Below are 18,829 nucleotides of genomic sequence, written 5' to 3' on the forward strand. Positions count from 1 at the left end.
AATGAAAATAATAGAACTGTGCGCGTTTTTGCTATTCAGTATCCTGGTGGTCGGATGCACAACGTCCAGCCCGAGATTAATGGATGATCCTGCTACTGTTCAGCAGGATTACCGGCTTGGGGCGGGGGATACTGTCAATATCGCTGTTCACGGTCAACCTGATATGACGATGCGGTTTATTTTGGATAAGAGCGGGGAGATTAATTTCCCGTTTGTGGGCGCTCTTAAATTAAAAGATAAAACTGTCGAACAGGTGACTAACGAATTAACTCAACGGCTGACGGGAGATTACTTTACCACGCCGATGGTGACAGTGAGTATTGCCGAGTTCCGTAAATACTATGTTTCGGGCGAGGTGAAAAGCCCGAACGGATTTGCCTGGGAGCCAGGTCTTACCGTCGAGAAATCAATTGCGCAGGCGGGCGGATTTACAGATCGTGCTGACCGAAAAGATATCAACATTCGCCTGTCGGGGAGCAATCAGCTGCTTGAGAATGTCGATTTAACGCACTCTGTTCATCCTGGGGATGTCGTGATTATTGGCATGGGGTTCTTCTGACGATGAAACTATCTATAGTGGAAAACGGCAAAAAACGAGAAAGTACGGTTGAATTCTCCCGCTTTGCCAAAGAGCTGAAAAAGAACGCCTGGAAAATCGCACTGGCCGGTATCGTTGCCGGGGTCGTGGCATACCCATTAATCAGCATGATGTCCTCAAAGTATGTCTCAACGGCGACGGTACTGATTAAAGCCCAGGCCGATAACGTTTCTCCATTCCCACAGGTTGATGGTTTCGATTCAACGCGCAGTGGTTACTATGAAACGCAATATGCGTTGATGCATTCGCGTATTGTGCTTGAGCAAGCCGTCCGCGATATGAAACTGGATGAAAACCCGGAATTTACCGGGGAAAAAGCCGGTAACCAGGGAGCGGAAAGCAATGAGAGCCGGCAGTTGAGGATGGAGCAAGCGCTGAAAACGTTGTCGAAAAACCTGAATGTCATCGGTATTCGTACAACGAACCTGGCGTCTATCACCTATGAATCCCCCTCGCCGCTGATGGCTGCTGACGTTGCCAACGGCGTCGCGCAGGCGTTCATCAACTATACGGTTGAGCAAAAGCGCCTGAAAGTAGAGAAAGCCCGCGAACTGAATTTTGAAAAAATGGAAGAGATTCAGAAGTCGATAGCGAAACAAAAAGAGGAAATGGACAGCTATCTGAAAAACGCCGGGCTGCTGACTTTTCGCGGTATCGATGGTTTTGAAACCGAGCAGTTAAGTATTGTCACCAATCGTCTGGCTGATGCGACCCAGCGTCGCGTTGCCGCAGAATCTGTCTATAACGAGGTGAACAGCGGAGGGCGGTCGGTGGAGAGCGTTATCTCTCTACCTTCGGTCTCTAACCACGCTCAGATTCAGGATTTACGTATCGCGTTAATTCAGGCGCAGCGCACGTTGTCTGAACTGCGCAAAGTATACGGGCCGAAAAATCCCGCTATTTTAAAAGCAGAAGCTGATGTCCAGTCGATCCAAAGCCAAACCGGACGGGTTCTGGGTGAGCTGAAAGTGGGGTTACGTCAGCAATATCTGGCGGCGCTGGCGGATGAAAAGAACTATCAGCAGCAGGTGGAGCAACAGAAAGAGATCTTCCAGAAAATGGCCTCAAAACGTGATGCCTGGAATAGCCAAAAGCTGTCGTTAGATAAAATGGAAGATCTGTATAAATCGCTGTATCAACGTACTCAGGAACTGTCGCTGTCCGGCGTAAATGCCGACGCGGTGTTATATGATCCTGCCGTTCCCGCACTAAAACCAGCGAAGCCGAATAAATCCCTCTTGTTGGTGATGGTGGTCCTGCTGGTGGTGGTGTTCAGTATCATGTATTTCATTGTCAAAGCGGCGATGGACAACTCAATCGGTACGTTGAGTCGTATGAAAAAACGCCTGAACGTTGCTCCGCTGGGCGAAATCCGTCGTTTTAGCGGAACCTCAGGGCGCGCGCAGGTGCGGGACATGATCCTGAAGAACCCGCTGAATGCCGATATTGTGCACGGTATCCGTACCCGGATTATGTTGGATAATCGACCGTTACAGACGCTCGCCGTGGCGTCGACGGAGCACCGTGAAGGGCGCTCTTTGCTGGCGAGTCTGTTAGCAAATTCCTTTAGTTTCGATCAGAAAACGCTGCTTATTGATGCGGATTTCTTCAATACTGACGGACTCTCATCCGAGTTGGCATCGGCAACGTCCGCAGGCGTAGCGGAACTGCTGCGTGGGGAGACCCAGCTTGAACAGGCGCGGATCAAGCTCAGTGATAATCTCGATTTTATCCCGCACGGGAAGACCACCATCTCTTCTCTGCTGATGTTGTCGTCCGGGCACCTTGAGCCGTTAATGCACGAACTGAAATCCCACTATCAACGCATCATTATCGATGTGGCTGCGGTAAATCAGAGTCAGGACGTGCAATTGATCAAACGCGCCGTTGATGGCGTTATTTTCATCGTGAAAGCCGGCTCGGGTTCGGCGGGACATATAGCCAACGCGCTGGACAAGATCGAGGAAAATGATGGCGTTGTGATTGGCGCTGTGCTGAATGCGGTTGAAGAAAAGGACCTTGAAACACAAGAGGGCCTGCGTTCACTGAACTTCAGCACCGATCAACTGATGACAACGCCAGGCCGCGTATGAGTCTACTGAAGAGCGCCTCCACGATAGCCGGTTCATCAGTCATCTCGCAGTTGATTGGTGCGCTGTCTATCTGGTTGATCTCACACAAGTACGATATGGCTGAAGTGGGGCTTTATGCGCTCAACTACAGTATTGCCGTGGTGGGCGCTCAGGTCTGTACTTTTGCGTCACAGCTGTTAATTCCTAAACAGCAGGACGACGAACTGGTACAGAATGTTGTGTTTTGCCTGATACAAAGCACGATTATCGCCTTACCCTACGCTGTACTGACCGCGTGGTTGTTTCACCAGAGCATACTGTTTCTCTATTTACTGACGCTTGCTACGGCGTGGGTTCTGATCTCGGAAAACCTGTCGCTGCGCACAGCTAACTTTCGTTTTCTGATCTTCCAGCGCATTTCTGTTTCTGTGGTGGTATTACTTTCGATACTGGTTACGCACCATGTGCAACTGTTCTACTGGTCATGGGCCTGCGCGACGATGGTACTGACCATCAGCTGTATTTTGCATTCGTTTGATATTCGTTTGGTGGCGGCCCAACATTTGCGACCTGCCAGCAATTGGCATTTTTTTAAACAGAATATTCATCACATCACTAAAGTTGGCAGCGCTGAGGTGTTGGCGATGGCCAGCAGCAATCTGCCGATTATGCTGATTAACTTCTGGTTTTCGGCGCTGACAGCCGGTTATTTTTCCGTGGTCAGCCGCTTCTGCCTGGCGCCGGTGGTGATCATCGGGAACGCGGTGCGCAATACTATTTTTTCCAAGTGGTCTATTGATTTTAGAAATAACACCTTTAATTATCAGGAATATACCCGGGTACGGATGCTGCTGTTGGTGCTGGGAGTTATCTGTACTCTTGGCGTGTTTATTTTCTACCCGATTGTGATGCGCCTTGGTTTTAGCGAAGACTGGATTAACTCCATTGAAACGTCACGCTACATGCTACCCTACCTGTTCCCGGCGCTGGCGATAAGCCCCCTGACGGTCATAGAGCTTATTTTTGGCTCACATCGCTATTTTCTGCGCATCCAGTTGGAGCAACTGGCGATTGTGCTATTCGCTTTTGTCGTGACGCCCTATTTTTATAAAGACTATGCAACGTCGGTGATTTTGTTTTCTTCACTGACATTTATTCGCTACGCCTTTATTTATTTGAAAATGAACAAGCGGGCTAATCTGCTGAAAGACAGGCCGGTGATACTATGACGCTGAATACCGGATATTATTTACAAGGTTATACCTTCGTTACCCTGATCCTGTGTGGCCTGGTGCAATACTTTACCGGCATACAGTCGGTGCTATGGATCCCCTTTTTTCTGACCCTGTTGATGGTGGGATTACTGGTGATGCAGACGCGGGATGGCTCGCTGCGTCTGGATGCGCAGGAGACGATTGTGCTGGCGCTGTATTTCTCATTCCTGATACTGGCCGGGGCTTCAACTCTGATTCAGGGCGGGATCACCGTCGCGATTGTGGCCTTTAAAAATGAAATCGCACTGTCGCTGGTGATGATCTGTTTACTACTGGGATTTTGCCGGGAGTCGCAGATTTATCGCGTGACTCGCTATTTGTACTGGGTGTTCTACGCGCAGATCCCGGTAATGATTTATCAGGTTTTACTGGTTGTTCCCCAGCGTGTCGCGGTGCGTGGTGAAGATGAAAAATGGGATTCCGTGGTGGGCACGTTTGGCGGCGACCCGATGGGGGGCGGTAACACTGCTGCGATGGGCCTGTTTTGCCTGCTGATTATGTTGTTAAAGGTCTCTGAGTATAAGCACGGACTGACCACGTTTAAATCCATGGCGTTACACATTGTTCTCGGGATCGGGCTATGTATTATTGGCGAAGTAAAGTTCGTTATCCTGCTATCGCCGCTGTTCCTGGCGTGGGTGTGGATCTCACCGAGCTACGTTAAAGACGTTAGCAAGGTTAATCTGAAGACGTTATTGGTTATTGTGGCGGGGATGTTGCTGCTGATTAGCCTGTCGATAGTGATCCTTGCGTATTATTATTCTACTGCGTTTGGCGGCGATCCGTCGAAAAGCTCGTTGAGTATTTTCATCGACTCTTTGAGCTATATTTTTGACCCAAACTACATTATGTCTACCGGGGAGTTAGGGCGCTTTACGACCTTCCTGTTCTGGCTAAAAAATAACGATCTGTGGGGACTTTCAGGAACGTTATTTGGCTATGGACTCAACGCCACTAACAGTGGTAGTACGGTTTCGCCAGGCTTTCTGAATATTATTTATAACTTAATCCTCGACTCGACTTCTCTGAGTATGCTGCTGTGGGAAGTGGGGGTGATTGGCACGTTACTCTTCATTAGCTTATTCATTTATATCCTGAAAATATGTCAGCCCAAGCCTTTACTGATGCTTGAACAACTGGACCAGCAGGATCTGCAATTGTTGAGCTTTGCTCCGGCATTTAATGCTTTTGCGATTGCTTGCTTAATTAGCTTACCTTACAGCCAGATACTGATGATTATACCGATGTTACAATTCCTGTTCTATTTATCACTAGGATCAAGTTTAGTGATTCGTCGAACCGTCCTTCGCTGCGTAGGGTAATTGTATGGACAATAAACCGTTTATTTCAGTGAGTATTAAAACGCTCAATGAATCTGAATGTATTGAGAAAACAATTGATAGTATCCGGAAACAGCTTGTTGATTATCCACATAAAATTATTGTGGCAGATAGTCTGTCAACGGATAACACCCAGCAGTTGGCGATTGATAAAGGGGTGACTGTGGTGTCATTAACCGATCCTGGCGATCGTTGCTGTGGCGTCGGACATCAGTTGGGTTACCTTTATAGTGAGGGGGAATATCTGTTGCTGATGGATGGCGACATGGAACTGGAAGAAGGGTTTGTGGATCAGGCTGTCGCGTTTTTGCAGGCTGAACCGGAATATGCAGGCGTAGCGGGAACCGTCGAAATGGACGATGCCGTTAACTATGAATTTAAATCTCGTAAGCAACGCATTAATAAAATCTATCCCGTAGGGGATAGCGACCATTTAGGCGGCGGGGGGCTATATCGCCGCTCCGCCATTGAGAAAATTGGTTATCTTACCAACCGTAATCTGCACGCTTATGAAGAAGCCGAACTCGGCCTGCGTTTACTTGACGCGGGTTATAAACTACGTCGTCTGAATATTCCGTATTTCATTCATACTTCGCATACCATGCCGACCTTTCAGATGCTGAAGCATCGCTGGAAAAGCAAATACTATCAGGCGCCGGGCGAATTTTTACGCTGCGCCTGGGGAAAACCCTATTTCATCAACGCGTTAAAGATGGTTAAAAATGAGGCGATTTTTGCTGTTTACCTGGTCGCTTTGTTCATTGCGGCGGTGACCTTTAATCTCGAGCTTTTCGATATCGCATTTCTGCCATTGCTTGCCTTTGTCATACTGAAAACCGTGCAGAATCGGTCGTTATTGAACGGCCTGCAAAGCGTGATGAACTTAGCTGTGCTTTCTGCGGGACTTGTTATAGGGCTGACACATCCGCTACGCGATCCGTTGACTCCGCCTGACAGTAAAATCATTCATGAATAACTAAGGCAGACGCCATGAAAGTTTTATTAGTAAATAAGTTTTTTTTCATCAAAGGCGGCGCGGAAACAGTTTATTTTCAAGAGCGCGATATGCTGAAACAGGCCGGAGTGCAGGTGATTGATTTCTCGATGCAGCATGAGAAAAATTTCCCTTCGGACTATGCGGATTATTTTGTCAGCAATGTGGACTACCACAAAGAAAGTAATTTGTTGGGCGGGCTCAAAACGGCGGTTAACTTTATTCATAATTCGCAGGCCTGCAAAAAAATGCTGGCGTTATTGCAAAAAGAGCGCCCGGATATCGTGCATTTTCATAATATCTACCACCAGTTAACGCCAGCGATAATTAAAGTTGCGCGCAATTTTGGCTGCAAAACGGTACTGACTGCGCATGACTATAAGATTGTATGTCCTGCATATTCCATGCTGCGCGACGGCAAAGTGTGTGATGCCTGTATCACCGGCACGGTTTTTAATGCCTTCAGGTATCGTTGCCAGGAAGGTTCCGCTTCAAAAAGCTTATTGCTCTCTCTGGAGGCAACCTGGCAATACATTGCGCAAAATTACCAGGCGCTGGATGTGATTGTTTCGCCGAGCGTTTTTTTACGCGGCGTGTTGTTGCGTACGCTGCCGAATTCCCGCATTGATGTGATCGTTAATGGGGTCGATGACAGCCGTCCTCTGGATGAGACAAGCGATGAAGGCTATATGTTGTTCTTTGGTCGCCTGAGCCGTGAAAAAGGGGTGGCAACGCTGCTGGCGGCACATAAGAAAATGCAGAACAAGGCACCGTTAAAAATTGTGGGCCACGGTCCGCTACATGACGAGTTAGTCGCCCAATACCCGGATGTCGAGTTTTTAGGTTATGTGCAGCAAGGGGAGGCTCTCGATAAGCTTATTAAGCATGCGCGGGCGGTGATCCTTCCTTCTGAATGTTATGAAAACTGTTCCATGGCGATATTAGAAGCGATGGCTTTAGGTAAGCCGGTGATTGGATCGCGCATTGGCGGGATCCCGGAACAAATTCGTGACGGTATCGAAGGGATTTTATTCGAGCCGGGCAATGCGCAAGCGTTGGCGAATGCGATGGATACGCTGGCTGACGCACCAGAGAAAGCGCGGGTTATGGGGTTACATGGTCGTGCGCGGTTAAGTGAAAAATATGCGCTAAGTAAACATATGGATACCTTACTGGCGCTGTATAAAGAACTGCTGAGCAGGCCATAGTATGAAAAAAATAACGGTTTTTGGCACACGAGGTATTCCGGATGTGTTGGGCGGCGTGGAGACACACTGCCAGAATCTTTATCCTGCTATTAAGCAGCAGCTCGATGTTGATATTTGTGTTATCGCTCGCTCACCGTATGTGAATTACAAACGGTCAACGTATAAGAAAGTCGAAACCTATGCGCTGTGGGCGCCCAAAAAACGTTCGCTGGAAGCGATTGTTCATTCCGTTTTGGCGGCATTGAGGACAGTTTTCGACCATTCGGATATTGTGCATGTGCATGCTATCGGACCAGGCCTTGTGATCCCATTATTACGTGTTTTAGGCAAAAAGGTCGTTTTTACCCACCATGGGCCTGACTACGATCGTCAGAAATGGGGTTTCATTGCCAAAAAAATACTGTTACTGGGTGAACGCTGGGCGGTGAGATACGCCAACGAGGTGATTGTGATTTCTGAGGTGATTAATCAACTGATCCAGAAAAAACATGGTCGCTATGACGCGCATTTAATTCACAACGGTGTGAACGATCCGCGGTTATTATCTGAGCTGACTATCGAAAATACGCTCTCCCGCTTTAGGCTACAGCCGAAAAATTATCTTGTGGTGGTTGGACGATTTGTCGAAGAAAAAGGGATGCATGACGCCATCGCCGCTTATCAACAAAGCGGTTTGACCATGCCGCTGGTGTTAATTGGCGATGCGGATCATCCGACTGAATACAGCATTCGCCTCAAAAAGCAGGCCGCCGACACGCCAGGCGTCGTGATGACCGGATTTTTACGCGGTGATGAGCTGCAGGCGGTATTTTCACAGGCGAAACTGTTTGTGATGCCTTCATATCACGAAGGTCTGCCTATTGCGTTGCTGGAAGCGATGTCCTTTTCTCTTCCCGCCGTGGTCAGTGATATTCCGGCGAACCAGGAAGTTCAGCTACCTGCCGAAGCCTATTTTAAGGTCGGGGATGTGAACAGTCTGGCCGAGAAATTAACCCAGTGGGTGACAGCCAATCGCGTGGACTATCGTGTATATTTGCAAAACTATAATTGGTATGAAATCGCCAAAAAGACAGTCAACGTCTATCACTCAATTGATAAAGATATAGGTTAATTTTGACCAGTCCTCAAAATCGTCCTCCCGTCATCGAGCGATTCTACGCTCACCTTGATGAGCAAATAGCGGCGGGGTTGACCCCGGAACAAAAAGCAGGGGTAGAAAACGCGATCCTGGCCTCGACATTGGCGTCACGGCATCAGATTGATATTCGCCGGAGTTTTCCTTTTTTCAGTAAACGTTTTTATCTGGTTTTTTTGTTTGGCAGAGATTTACGCCGCCAGCATCGCCAGGAATCGACTTTATCGCGGATCTTGCTCACTTTTTTGCTGTTGATCGCCGTGCTGTTCGTCACCTGCTGCGTATTGCTGACGTTGTATATGATCAAATCAGCGTTAGGTATTGATGTATTCCAAAATTTTCACGTCGGTATTTGGGACTGGTGGTTAAATCTGAAAAACCACTAGCGTGATTAAACCAGTGGGGGCATTACTGCGATGAAGAGTAAATGGGTTTCTGCGCTATTGGGTATGTTCCTCCCGCTGTCGGTCATGGCCGCATTAACGACCGTAACTCCCAAAGCATTGACAGGGCCGTTAACTAATCCGGGGATTGGCGTTGCCAGTTTTCATCAGGGATACGGTGAAACGCTGAGTCTGGCGGATTATCCCAATACCGGGTTCGAGTATGAGCGATTTTACTGGCGAGATCTGGAACCTGTTGAGGGCCAGTACAATTTTGCGCTGGTGGATGATGCCTTTAAATACGCAGCGGCGCAGCGTCCCGCGATGAATGTCGGGCTACGATTTATGGCGCTTGCCGATCCGGCGGATGGCACTAAAATTCCTGACTGGCTGATTAAAAAAGGCGTAAAAGGGACCTGGACGTCTGATAATAAGACGTTTGTGCCGGATTTAGATGACCCTTTGTTTATCGAATACAGCCAGCGACTGCTCAACGCATTGGGTCAGCGCTACGATGGTAATGAGAATCTCGCTTTTGTTGATATCGGCATGGTGGGTTCGTGGGGAGAGTGGCATAACAGCAACTTCCCCGACCTGCAGCCACTCATGCAGCGATACACCACCGGACAGTTGGATCGCTACGTTGCGATGCACTTTTCTGCCTTTCCCAAAACGCCCAAAATTATGCTGATAAGCGGTGGGCAAAGCCTGGCAAATGCGGTGGCGCGTGGGGCCGGGTGGCGAGCGGACTGTTGGGGCGACCTGCGCGTGTTTTCAGACTCGTGGAATCATATGCAAGATGACTATCCTCAGCGATTACTGGCAGCGCAGCAAAGTTATGCAGGCTTTAACGATGCCTGGAAACGCGCGCCGGTGAGTCTGGAAATCTGTTCGTATATGCAGGACTGGAAGAATTCTTTTCATTATACGCGCGCCGAAGTGCAGGGGATTTTTGACTGGGCGCTCAAGCAGCATGCCAGTACCATCAACCTGAAATCGAGAGCGATACCCAGCGATTATCGACCGATTGTCGACGATGCACTGACCAAACTGGGCTACCGATTTCGCTTAGCGTCCCTGAGCCATGAGTCAGTGTGGAACAGTGGACAAACTCTGACGTTGAACAGTACCTGGTATAACGATGGAGTGGCACCGATCTACCTGTCCTATACGCTGGCATTTCGTGTAGTAGACAGTGCTAATAAGGTGGTGGCGCAGGGTAATGCGGCGGATGATATACGACATTGGCTCCCTGGAATTCATCAGGTTAGTTATGCGCTGCCTATGCCGGAGCAGTTGGCGAAAGGGCAATATGCGATTGAGGTTGCGATGCTGGATAAATCCGGCGCCGCGAGAATCAACCTGGCCAATGAAGGGAAGCAGAGCAACGGCTGGTATCGTGTATCAACAATAACGTCACGCTAGCCTGGTAAAGCCACGAGCCTGGCGACCAGGCTCGTGGCTGAGAACATCACAGGTTATAACCATTCGGGTTATTTTTTTGCCAGTTCCACGTGTCGCGCATCATTTCATCAAGACTATAGATAGCCTGCCAGCCTAACTCTTTTCGCGCCAGGGAAGGGTCTGACCAACACTCGGCAATGTCTCCGGGTCTTCTGGCGACAAACTGATAATTAATTTTTGTCTGCGCCGCTTTTTCAAACGCCTCAATGAGGTCAAGTACGGAATACCCGACTCCGGTACCAAGATTAATCACCTTGTAAGCGGCGCCTTTGTTCTGGGAATCCAACGCGGCTAAGTGACCGGTCGCCAGATCCATGACGTGTATATAATCACGAACGCCAGTACCGTCGGAGGTTGGGTAGTCATTACCGTATACCGACACGGTCTCAAGTTTACCAATCGCGACCTGGGAGATATACGGGACCAGATTATTGGGAATACCGTTAGGATCTTCGCCAATTCGACCCGATGGATGGGCACCGGCCGGGTTAAAATAGCGCAGGCAGGTGATGCGAAAATCGGGCTGTGCGCGTGAAAAATCGGCCAGAATCTGTTCGACCATTAATTTAGACGTTCCGTACGGATTGGTCGTACCGCCCGTGCGCGACTGCTCGCTTAGCGGCACGCTTTCCGGATTACCGTATACCGTGGCCGATGAGCTAAAAATAAAACGATTCACGCCTGCGGCCCGCATCTCATCAAGTAATACCAGCGTACCCGTGACGTTGTTTTCATAGTAGGCGAGGGGTTCTTTTATCGACTCCGAAACCGATTTGAGTCCCGCAAAATGAATGACATCAGTGATGTTATGGCGGGTGAAAATGTTCTTTAACGCCTGCCGATCCAAAATATCGGCGATATAGACAGTCGGTTTGCTTCCGGCGAGTTCCGCGACTCTGTCCAGCGAGACTTGACAAGAGTTCGACAGATTATCAATGACAACGACATCATCGCCTCTTTCCAGTAGTGTTAAAACAGTATGTGAACCAATATAACCTGCGCCACCAGTGACAAGAATTGCCATACAGACTCCAGATTTATGCTATCAAAACGGGCATTGATTCACGCCACTACCATAGAAAACATGCTATTGGTGAAGTCTGGTAAGGTTGTAGTTACGATATCTCACCATACATTTATAAGATATTTTTTTAAGTATAGATAAAAAACTGAACTTGTTTATTTTTGAGTCATAAACAATATAGTTATTTGAGAAGTTTAGTGTATGGACACCATCACTGTGGTTGATCGAGGAATTGATTTTCTCGATCAGGTTTTCATCGAAAACAGTATCGTTCAATGTAACTAATTCTTTGATGTAGATGGATTTTCCGTAGGTTTCAGGTGTGCACTCCTGGGTGAGGAAGTACATTTTGTTATCGACAAGGTAAGGCGCGCCGGCTCCCCGGTGGTGATGGTTGCTCATCTTCAGTGAGGGGGCAATCCGCTGCCACTCCCCAAAGATATTCTCAGCAGAGTGAATAATGATTTCATTATCCATTGTGGTGGATAAAAGATAGCAGGTTTCATTAATTGTGAGAAACACATTATCTGTTAATTCAGTATCCGATATTAAGACTTTGATTTTCTTCCAGCGTGCCGGGAATTCTACCGACTGAAACAGTATGACTTCTTTTCTTTCTGAAGACTCAGGGATCATGAAAAGCTGATCGTTGATATGAATCAGGAAAGGGAATGACAAATGACACTTTAAGTCGTCAAAGCCCTCAAGTTTAACATCATCGATTTCAGTCAGTTCACGATCCAGGACGCGGCATCTTAGCGTACCTTTCGAATTTCGAAAGCTAAAGGCTTCATAAAAAACATACAGTTTATCGGCCTTTTCAACAATAAAAGGGTCGGCCTGAAACGTATATTTCTTTTTTAACTGCTGGGCAGTAGTTTTACTCAGTATTTCCAGAGTGTTATCGGGGAATAAGTGTGAGCCATGATCCTTTAGAATCATGATGTCCCACGACTCATGATAGAAAAATGTTTTAATTATTTTTTTTATTTTCGTTTGCATTCGCGCCTACTCCTTTAATTACCTGCATCTTAACAAAAATCTCATACGAACAGCTAATTTGCTGCTGCGTACATGATATCTGTCGTAATGTTGAATGAATGCGCGAAGACCAATGCAGAAACATCAGAGGCTATTATTAAAAATTAGGTCCGGGTGTGTTTTTTGTCTATAGCACAAAAGTAGGAAATAATTATCCAGAGCATCCTTGCTCCAGTGGAGGGTTTACTCGAAATGCACCTGCGGATTGTCAGCAAGGGAAACGTAGGTTTTGCTGTTTTTATCCAGGGTACGAATTTCACCGCTTTCGATGTCATACACCCAGCCATGCAGACGCAGCGCATTATTTCGCAGCCCAACAGCAACGGAAGGGTGCGTTTTAATATTGTTCAACTGAGCGATAACGTTCTCTTCCACCATGGCGTTAACTTTATCGATGGGATTATCCCAGGTTTTCTTCTCGACCACGGCCTTAGCTGCATCGGCATAGTGCAGCCAGTGCGCCACTGCGGGCATTGGATCGAGGGGCTGGCTATCAGCAATGGCTTTCATCGCGCCACAATTGGAATGGCCACAGATGACAATATCCGTCACACCGAGTGCGACTACCGCATATTCGATGGTGGCGGAGACACCACCGGGTTCCGGTCCGAAAGAGGGGACGATATTGCCGGCGTTGCGGATAACGAACAACTGCCCGGGCTCTTGCTGAGTCACCAGTTCTGGCACCAGACGGCTATCGGAACAGGAGATGAAAAGCGCTTTTGGATTCTGGCTGGATGCCAGGCTGCGGAAGAGTTCCTTACGTTGAGGGAAAATCTCTTTTTGGAAGTTGAGGAAGCCCTCAATGATATGTTGCATAGCAGTGTCTCTTTTCTCTGTTTGAGCAGGTTATGATGAAGATCACACTTTCCAGTTTAACACCAGCCGACAGAAGCGAAAGAGTTTATAGCAGTTTTGCAACATTTTTGACTGATTTTTCTCCACCGTAGCGAGGGTGGAATGTGATACGCGTTCTGTCGTTCTGAGTTAACAGATGGCGGGGGTAGACTGCAAATGGGGACATTCGCAAGCCTACGCCTGGCAAAATGACATCGCTTTTTTTGCCAATAAATCGGAGTTATAGCGATAGCCAGTCATCATGGAATACCTTACATTTTTATATGTATCCACACCTCAAGGAATCATCATGTCCAGACTCCGTACTTTAGCAACGGCTTTAGTCGCCGTTGCCGCGATGACGATGTGCGCCACCCCTGTATTCGCAAACCCCGGTAACGGTAACGGCAATGGTAATAGTGGCAACCATGGTAATAGCGGAAACAAGGGTAATAGTGGTAACAGCCAGAAAGGAAACGCCGGCCAAAAAAATAATGCACATACAGAACAGCGTAAAAATTATGGCAAGCCGGATCATGTGGATAGCGACATCAGCTATAACGTGGCCAGGCAGTATGCTGTCAGATATGGTTTGACGGGGTATAAATCACTGCCGCCAGGCATTGCCAAAAATCTGGCGCGAGGAAAACCGCTTCCTCCGGGGATCGCTAAAAAAAGCGTCCCACCTTCTATGTTGAATCAACTGCCGTATTATCCTGGTTATGAATGGCAGGTCGTTGGCGACAATCTGGTGTTGATTGCACTGAGCACGGCGATTGTCACTGCCGTTATTAATGGCGTGTTTGATTGATTCGCCACGGAATTAATTGGCTCTGTTGTGCCTGCTGGACGCCCGCATTACGCGGGCTTTTTCGTTAAGTAAGGTCAGGTTTATAACCCGTACAGCTTTATTTTTCGATAAAGCGTGGCAATGCTGATCCCCAGTTCGGTCGCTGCCTGTTTTTTCCCCTCCACGCTTGCGCCAAATCGCTGGATGACATTTTCTATGGCCTCCCTTTCTGCTTGTTTTCCCTTATTAGCAAGCTGCTGAGGCTGGGCTGTCATCGACGTTTTTCTGCTGTCAGCTGCGGTGAGCAGGTAAGGAGGCAGATGGCTGGCGTTGATCCCTGCGGCTTCCCCGCGCATCACGAAAATATATTCGATAACGTTACGTAATTCACGAATGTTGCCAGGCCAGTGCCAGGCATAGAGGCGGTTGATGACATCATCGGGAAGTTTTTGTGATGGTCGCTGATAACTGACCGAAAACTCATCGGCAAAATATTGCGCGAGGACCGCAATATCTGCCCGCCGTTCGCGCAGAGAGGGAAGAACCAAAGGGACCACGTTCAGGCGATAGAAAAGATCTTCGCGAAACTGATTACTCTCCACCATCGCGTTAATGTTTTTGTTAGTCGCGGCAATAATTCGTACATCAATATTGATGGTGTTGTTAGACCCGACGCGGGTGATCGCTTTTTCCTGCAGAACCCTGAGCAGCTTAGCCTGCAGATGAAGCGGCATATCGCCGATCTCATCCAGAAACAGACTGCCGCCGTTGGCCAGTTCAAATTTTCCCACGCGGCCTTTGGGGTCGGCCCCACTGAATGCGCCGCGCACATAACCAAACAGTTCGCTTTCCAACAACTGTTCGGGAATGGCAGCACAGTTGATTGTTACGAAGGGGGCGGCTTTACGGGGGCTGCTCTGGTGAATGGCAAATGCCACGACCTCTTTTCCTGAGCCACTTTCGCCGGTAATAAGCACACTGGCATAGCTGTTGGCGATTTTACCGATGGTGCTTCTGAGCTGTTCCATCAAGGGGGAGTGACCAATCAACCGCACCTGGGTGTCGGCCTCATAAGGCGATGGAAGAAGGGTGCTCAGGTAGTCGTGCGCGTCACGAAAGATAATCATGGTTAAGCGATCGTTATCCAAAGACGAGAGCGAAATTTGCTTGCACAGTACATGGTATTTCTGACCTTCGAGCGTCAGCCAGGCCTCCTCATCGCCATACAAACTGTCCCCGGTTGTTTCAATGGTCAACGGTAATCCCTGAACCTCGCGATTGAGAATGCGATCGGCTGAATGGTTGGCATGCCAGACAAGACCATCACCATCGATTGCCACGACGCCGCGGTCCATGGCATCGATCAGACGGCGAAATGCGCCCAGCCTTTCTTGCGCGCGTAAACGTTCCAGACATTCAAAAACCTTACTGGAGATCATCACGGCTATTTGCTCAATGAAAGTAACAAATTTCTCAATCTGGCTCAGGAGGGTGTCGCGCTGCGCCTGGGTTGAGCAAATAATCCCGATCACCCCAATGACGCGATTGTTGAGAAAAATTGGTGCGTTCAAATCCAGCATTTCAGAACAATAGTGGTGTTTTTCACATAACTGACACAGTGGATGTTCGCCAGGATTTTTGATCAGCACCGTTTCCCGCACCTGCAAAACGTGGCGGTAGATGTAACCGTTTTTTGCCACGTTTTCATTGAGCATGTGCCGGTATTTACCGGTGCCAGCGATGCGCATTAAAGATTCATCAATGATCTCAACATCCGTTCCGGTGATGCCAGAAATAGCATCGGCATAATTGCATATATCATCCTGAATATTGCTGAGTACTGAAATCATGCTACTTCTCCGGCGCGTGTCGCATTTCTCATGGAAAATGATAAATAGGCGAACTAATCCAAAAATGATTTGCGAAAAATCAATCTACTGCTCTGTTTTAGTATGTTTTTTTTATTTTATCTTCCGCGATCACACTATTTATCAATTGTGAGAATTTATCAAAATGAAACGATAAACTAACGCGATGATATTTTTGGCTGCAAATATTGCATTCTATCTATTTAATTGAAATTTAAGTGTTTATTAAATTATTCATAAGGTTTTACTCAATTAATAAAAAGCTGGTAAGCATTTTGCTCTATTGGCATTACCGATAGCGGAAATATCTCTGTATGACATCAATTGCAGGGAATGGATTACCAGCACAATGAGGTTTTATGATGCAGGAAAACTTATCATTTTTTATCAACCAGACACCGTTTACCGAACATCCGAACGCGCCGTTGGCTCCGTTTAGCCACCAGGAGTTGGTCAAGGCGTTGAATTTTCATCGGTCTATTCCGGGATATTCCCCAACGCCGTTGTATACGCTGCCGGCACTTTCACAAAAACTGGGCGTAAAAAATATCTACCTCAAAGATGAGTCGCAGCGTTTTGGCCTGAAAGCCTTTAAAGCGCTGGGCGGTTCCTATGCGATGGCGTGCCATATCGCAGAATTACTCGGTAAAGATATCAGCGAATTACCGTTTGATGTGATGACCAGCGAAGAGGTGCGCCGCGATCTGCAAACCGTTACGTTTGCTACCACCACCGATGGCAATCACGGTCGCGGCGTTGCCTGGATGGCGCGACAGTTGAAGCAAAATGCCGTGGTTTACATGCCAAAAGGTTCTTCACAGCAACGTCTGACGTCGATCCGTAACGAAGGCGCTACCGCCGAAATCGTCGATATGAACTATGACGATGCGGTTCGCATGACCGCGGAACAGGCGGAAAAGCATGGCTGGATAGTGGTGCAGGATACCGCCTGGGAAGGGTATGAAAAGATCCCGCAGTGGATTATGCAGGGTTACGGCACGCTGATGCTGGAGGCGATCGACCAGCTGCATCAGGTTGCGCCGACGCATATTTTTGTTCAGGCAGGCGTTGGCTCGTTTGCCGGCATGGTTCAGGGAATGGTGACAGCGGCATGGGGAGAAAATCGCCCGAAAGTGATCGTCGCCGAGGCGTTAATTGCCGATTGTCTCTACCGCTCCGCCCGCTCGAAAGAGGGTGATGCCATAGCGGTGGGCGGAGATTTGCAAACCGTGATGGCTGGTCTCGCCTGCGGTGAGGCAAATAGCATTGGCTGGAAGCTGTTGCGTGATTATGCCACCGCATTTGCCTCCTGCCCGGATGAGGTTGCGGCGCTTGGCATGCGCATGTTGGGTAATCCGCTGGCAGGCGATCCGCAGATCGTTTCTGGTGAGTCCGGGGCGGTGACGACCGGCCTGCTGTCACTGCTGATGTCCTCGCCTGAACTGGCGCAAACGCGTACGCAACTGGGACTGGATGAGCATTCCCGCGTGTTGTTGATAAGTACTGAGGGTGACACTGACCCACAACAGTATCTGGATATTGTCTGGGGCGGTCAGTACCCGGGCATCAACAAATAATTTCCTGATTGAGAATAAGAACGGAGAAACCCATGTTATCTGCAAACCGTATTGAAGAAGTGATTAAAAACTGTCAGGCGCTAATCCAACAAAAAAGTTATTCCGGTCAGGAAGGGGAAGTGGTTAATGCCATAAAAACAATGATGCAGCATTACCAGTTCGATGACATCCATGTTGATAAGTACGGCAACATTGTTGGCGGTATCGTGGGTAATCAGCCAGGGAAAACGCTGGTCCTCGATGGACATATTGATACTGTACCGGTGAACGAAGAGAAGTGGACCCGCAACCCGTACGGCGGTGATATCGAAGATGGCAAGATTTATGGTCGCGGTACGACCGACATGAAAGGCGCCGTGGCGGCAATGATCTCCGCCGTGGGTTTTTTCGGCCAGGACAACCAGCGTAATTTCGCCGGGAAAATCTACGTTGCCTGTATCGTGCATGAAGAGTGCTTTGAAGGCATTGCCGCTCGTCTGGTCAGCGAGCGCTATAAGCCAGACTACGTAATCATCGGTGAAGCTTCCGAGCTAAACCTGAAAATTGGCCAGCGTGGCCGTGCTGAAATTGTGGTTGAAACGTTTGGTAAACCTGCGCACTCCGCCAACCCGCAGGCAGGGATTAATGCGGTGTATAAAATGGCGCAATTGATCGACAAAATTCGCACCATTACCCCGCCAACGCACCCAGTACTCGGGCCTGGCATTCTCGAACTGACCGACATTAAATCTTCGCCGTACCCGGGTGCCTCGGTCGTGCCGGATTACTGCCGCGCAACCTACGATCGCCGTTTGCTGGTGGGCGAAACCAAAGAAAGCGTCATTGCCCCGCTGGAAAATGTCCTGGCAGAATTCATCACGCAGGATCCGCAGTTTAAGGCCCGTGTCTCCTACGCTGTGGGCCAGGAATCTTGCTATACCGGTGCCACCATTGAGGGGGAGCGCTTCTTCCCGGGCTGGGTGTATGACGAGTCGGACGAATTCGTGCAAGCCGCTCTGGCTGGCGTCCGCGAGGCCGGGTTTAATCCGACCATCACGCAATACTCATTTTGCACCAACGGTAGTCACTATGCGGGCGAAGCGGGAATTAAAACTATCGGCTTCGGACCTTCGCGTGAAAATCTGGCGCACACCATTGATGAGTATATCGAGATCGATCAGTTAACCGGTTCGGCCAGCGGCTATTACAGCATCATCCAGACACTCTATCGCCAATAAAAGAACG

At 48.6% G+C, this 18,829-nt stretch carries 16 protein-coding genes; 12 read left to right on the forward strand and 4 right to left on the reverse strand.

What is annotated here, in order from left to right:
* Window position 1 precedes the first annotated feature (1 nt).
* Genes FDW97_RS23040 through FDW97_RS23080 form a run of 9 tightly spaced genes read left to right on the forward strand, consistent with a single transcriptional unit; the run spans window position 2 to window position 10,429 of the window.
* Window positions 2–559 carry a polysaccharide biosynthesis/export family protein gene (locus FDW97_RS23040; protein ID WP_038632893.1) on the forward strand — a complete coding sequence of 186 codons (558 nt, stop codon included), beginning with the start codon at window positions 2–4 and terminating at the stop codon, window positions 557–559.
* 2 nt (window positions 560–561) lie between these two features.
* Window positions 562–2,691, forward strand: coding sequence for a tyrosine-protein kinase domain-containing protein (locus FDW97_RS23045; protein WP_110497080.1), 2,130 nt, complete (start codon window positions 562–564; stop codon window positions 2,689–2,691).
* Window positions 2,688–3,899 carry a lipopolysaccharide biosynthesis protein gene (locus tag FDW97_RS23050; protein ID WP_085048895.1) on the forward strand — a complete coding sequence of 404 codons (1,212 nt, stop codon included), beginning with the start codon at window positions 2,688–2,690 and terminating at the stop codon, window positions 3,897–3,899. Before FDW97_RS23045 ends, FDW97_RS23050 begins: the two co-directional genes overlap by 4 nt.
* Window positions 3,896–5,266 carry a hypothetical protein gene (locus tag FDW97_RS23055; protein WP_038632883.1) on the forward strand — a complete coding sequence of 457 codons (1,371 nt, stop codon included), beginning with the start codon at window positions 3,896–3,898 and terminating at the stop codon, window positions 5,264–5,266. Before FDW97_RS23050 ends, FDW97_RS23055 begins: the two co-directional genes overlap by 4 nt.
* Window positions 5,267–5,270: 4 nt before the next feature.
* Complete coding sequence (locus tag FDW97_RS23060; RefSeq protein WP_087856204.1) at window positions 5,271–6,260, forward strand: glycosyltransferase family 2 protein; 990 nt, start codon at window positions 5,271–5,273, stop codon at window positions 6,258–6,260.
* A 14-nt stretch (window positions 6,261–6,274) separates the two neighbouring features.
* Window positions 6,275–7,486: a glycosyltransferase family 4 protein gene (locus tag FDW97_RS23065; protein WP_069324606.1), complete on the forward strand. Its 1,212-nt coding sequence runs from the start codon at window positions 6,275–6,277 to the stop codon at window positions 7,484–7,486.
* A 1-nt stretch (window position 7,487) separates the two neighbouring features.
* A complete protein-coding gene (locus FDW97_RS23070) occupies window positions 7,488–8,597 on the forward strand; it encodes a glycosyltransferase family 4 protein (protein ID WP_137351666.1) in 1,110 nt (369 codons plus the stop codon).
* A 2-nt stretch (window positions 8,598–8,599) separates the two neighbouring features.
* Complete coding sequence (locus tag FDW97_RS23075; RefSeq protein ID WP_038632874.1) at window positions 8,600–9,007, forward strand: hypothetical protein; 408 nt, start codon at window positions 8,600–8,602, stop codon at window positions 9,005–9,007.
* A 30-nt stretch (window positions 9,008–9,037) separates the two neighbouring features.
* Entirely contained in the window at window positions 9,038–10,429 is a 1,392-nt protein-coding gene (locus FDW97_RS23080) for a DUF4832 domain-containing protein (protein WP_137351667.1), read from the forward strand.
* 46 nt (window positions 10,430–10,475) lie between these two features.
* Here the strand turns inward: FDW97_RS23080 and galE are convergent, their stop codons facing one another.
* The 3 genes from galE to FDW97_RS23095 all read right to left on the reverse strand — a co-directional run bounded on the left by galE (window position 10,476) and on the right by FDW97_RS23095 (window position 13,352).
* Window positions 10,476–11,492: a UDP-glucose 4-epimerase GalE gene (gene galE, locus FDW97_RS23085; protein WP_137351668.1), complete on the reverse strand. Its 1,017-nt coding sequence runs from the start codon at window positions 11,490–11,492 to the stop codon at window positions 10,476–10,478.
* A gap of 63 nt (window positions 11,493–11,555) precedes the next feature.
* Window positions 11,556–12,494: a hypothetical protein gene (locus tag FDW97_RS23090; protein WP_137351669.1), complete on the reverse strand. Its 939-nt coding sequence runs from the start codon at window positions 12,492–12,494 to the stop codon at window positions 11,556–11,558.
* Window positions 12,495–12,716: 222 nt separating this feature from the next.
* Entirely contained in the window at window positions 12,717–13,352 is a 636-nt protein-coding gene (locus tag FDW97_RS23095) for a carbonic anhydrase (RefSeq protein ID WP_038632863.1), read from the reverse strand.
* A gap of 328 nt (window positions 13,353–13,680) precedes the next feature.
* Between FDW97_RS23095 and FDW97_RS23100 the strand changes: the two genes are divergently transcribed.
* Complete coding sequence (locus FDW97_RS23100) at window positions 13,681–14,181, forward strand: anti-virulence regulator CigR family protein (protein WP_038632857.1); 501 nt, start codon at window positions 13,681–13,683, stop codon at window positions 14,179–14,181.
* Between the two features lie 80 nt (window positions 14,182–14,261).
* On the opposite strand, the gene FDW97_RS23105 is transcribed toward FDW97_RS23100, so the two are convergent.
* Complete coding sequence (locus FDW97_RS23105) at window positions 14,262–16,010, reverse strand: sigma-54-dependent Fis family transcriptional regulator (protein WP_069324607.1); 1,749 nt, start codon at window positions 16,008–16,010, stop codon at window positions 14,262–14,264.
* 380 nt (window positions 16,011–16,390) lie between these two features.
* Between FDW97_RS23105 and dpaL the strand changes: the two genes are divergently transcribed.
* Together dpaL and FDW97_RS23115 are read left to right on the forward strand one after the other, a co-directional pair.
* A complete protein-coding gene (gene dpaL / locus FDW97_RS23110; RefSeq protein ID WP_087856254.1) occupies window positions 16,391–17,605 on the forward strand; it encodes a diaminopropionate ammonia-lyase in 1,215 nt (404 codons plus the stop codon).
* Window positions 17,606–17,637: 32 nt separating this feature from the next.
* The gene (locus tag FDW97_RS23115) at window positions 17,638–18,822 is read left to right on the forward strand and encodes a YgeY family selenium metabolism-linked hydrolase (RefSeq protein ID WP_038632852.1); all 1,185 of its coding nucleotides are present in this window, start codon (window positions 17,638–17,640) and stop codon (window positions 18,820–18,822) included.
* The last annotated feature ends 7 nt before the right edge of the window (window positions 18,823–18,829 follow it).

Source organism: Citrobacter sp. wls708 (assembly GCF_005281255.1).
Classification (GTDB): Bacteria; Pseudomonadota; Gammaproteobacteria; order Enterobacterales; family Enterobacteriaceae; genus Citrobacter; species Citrobacter werkmanii.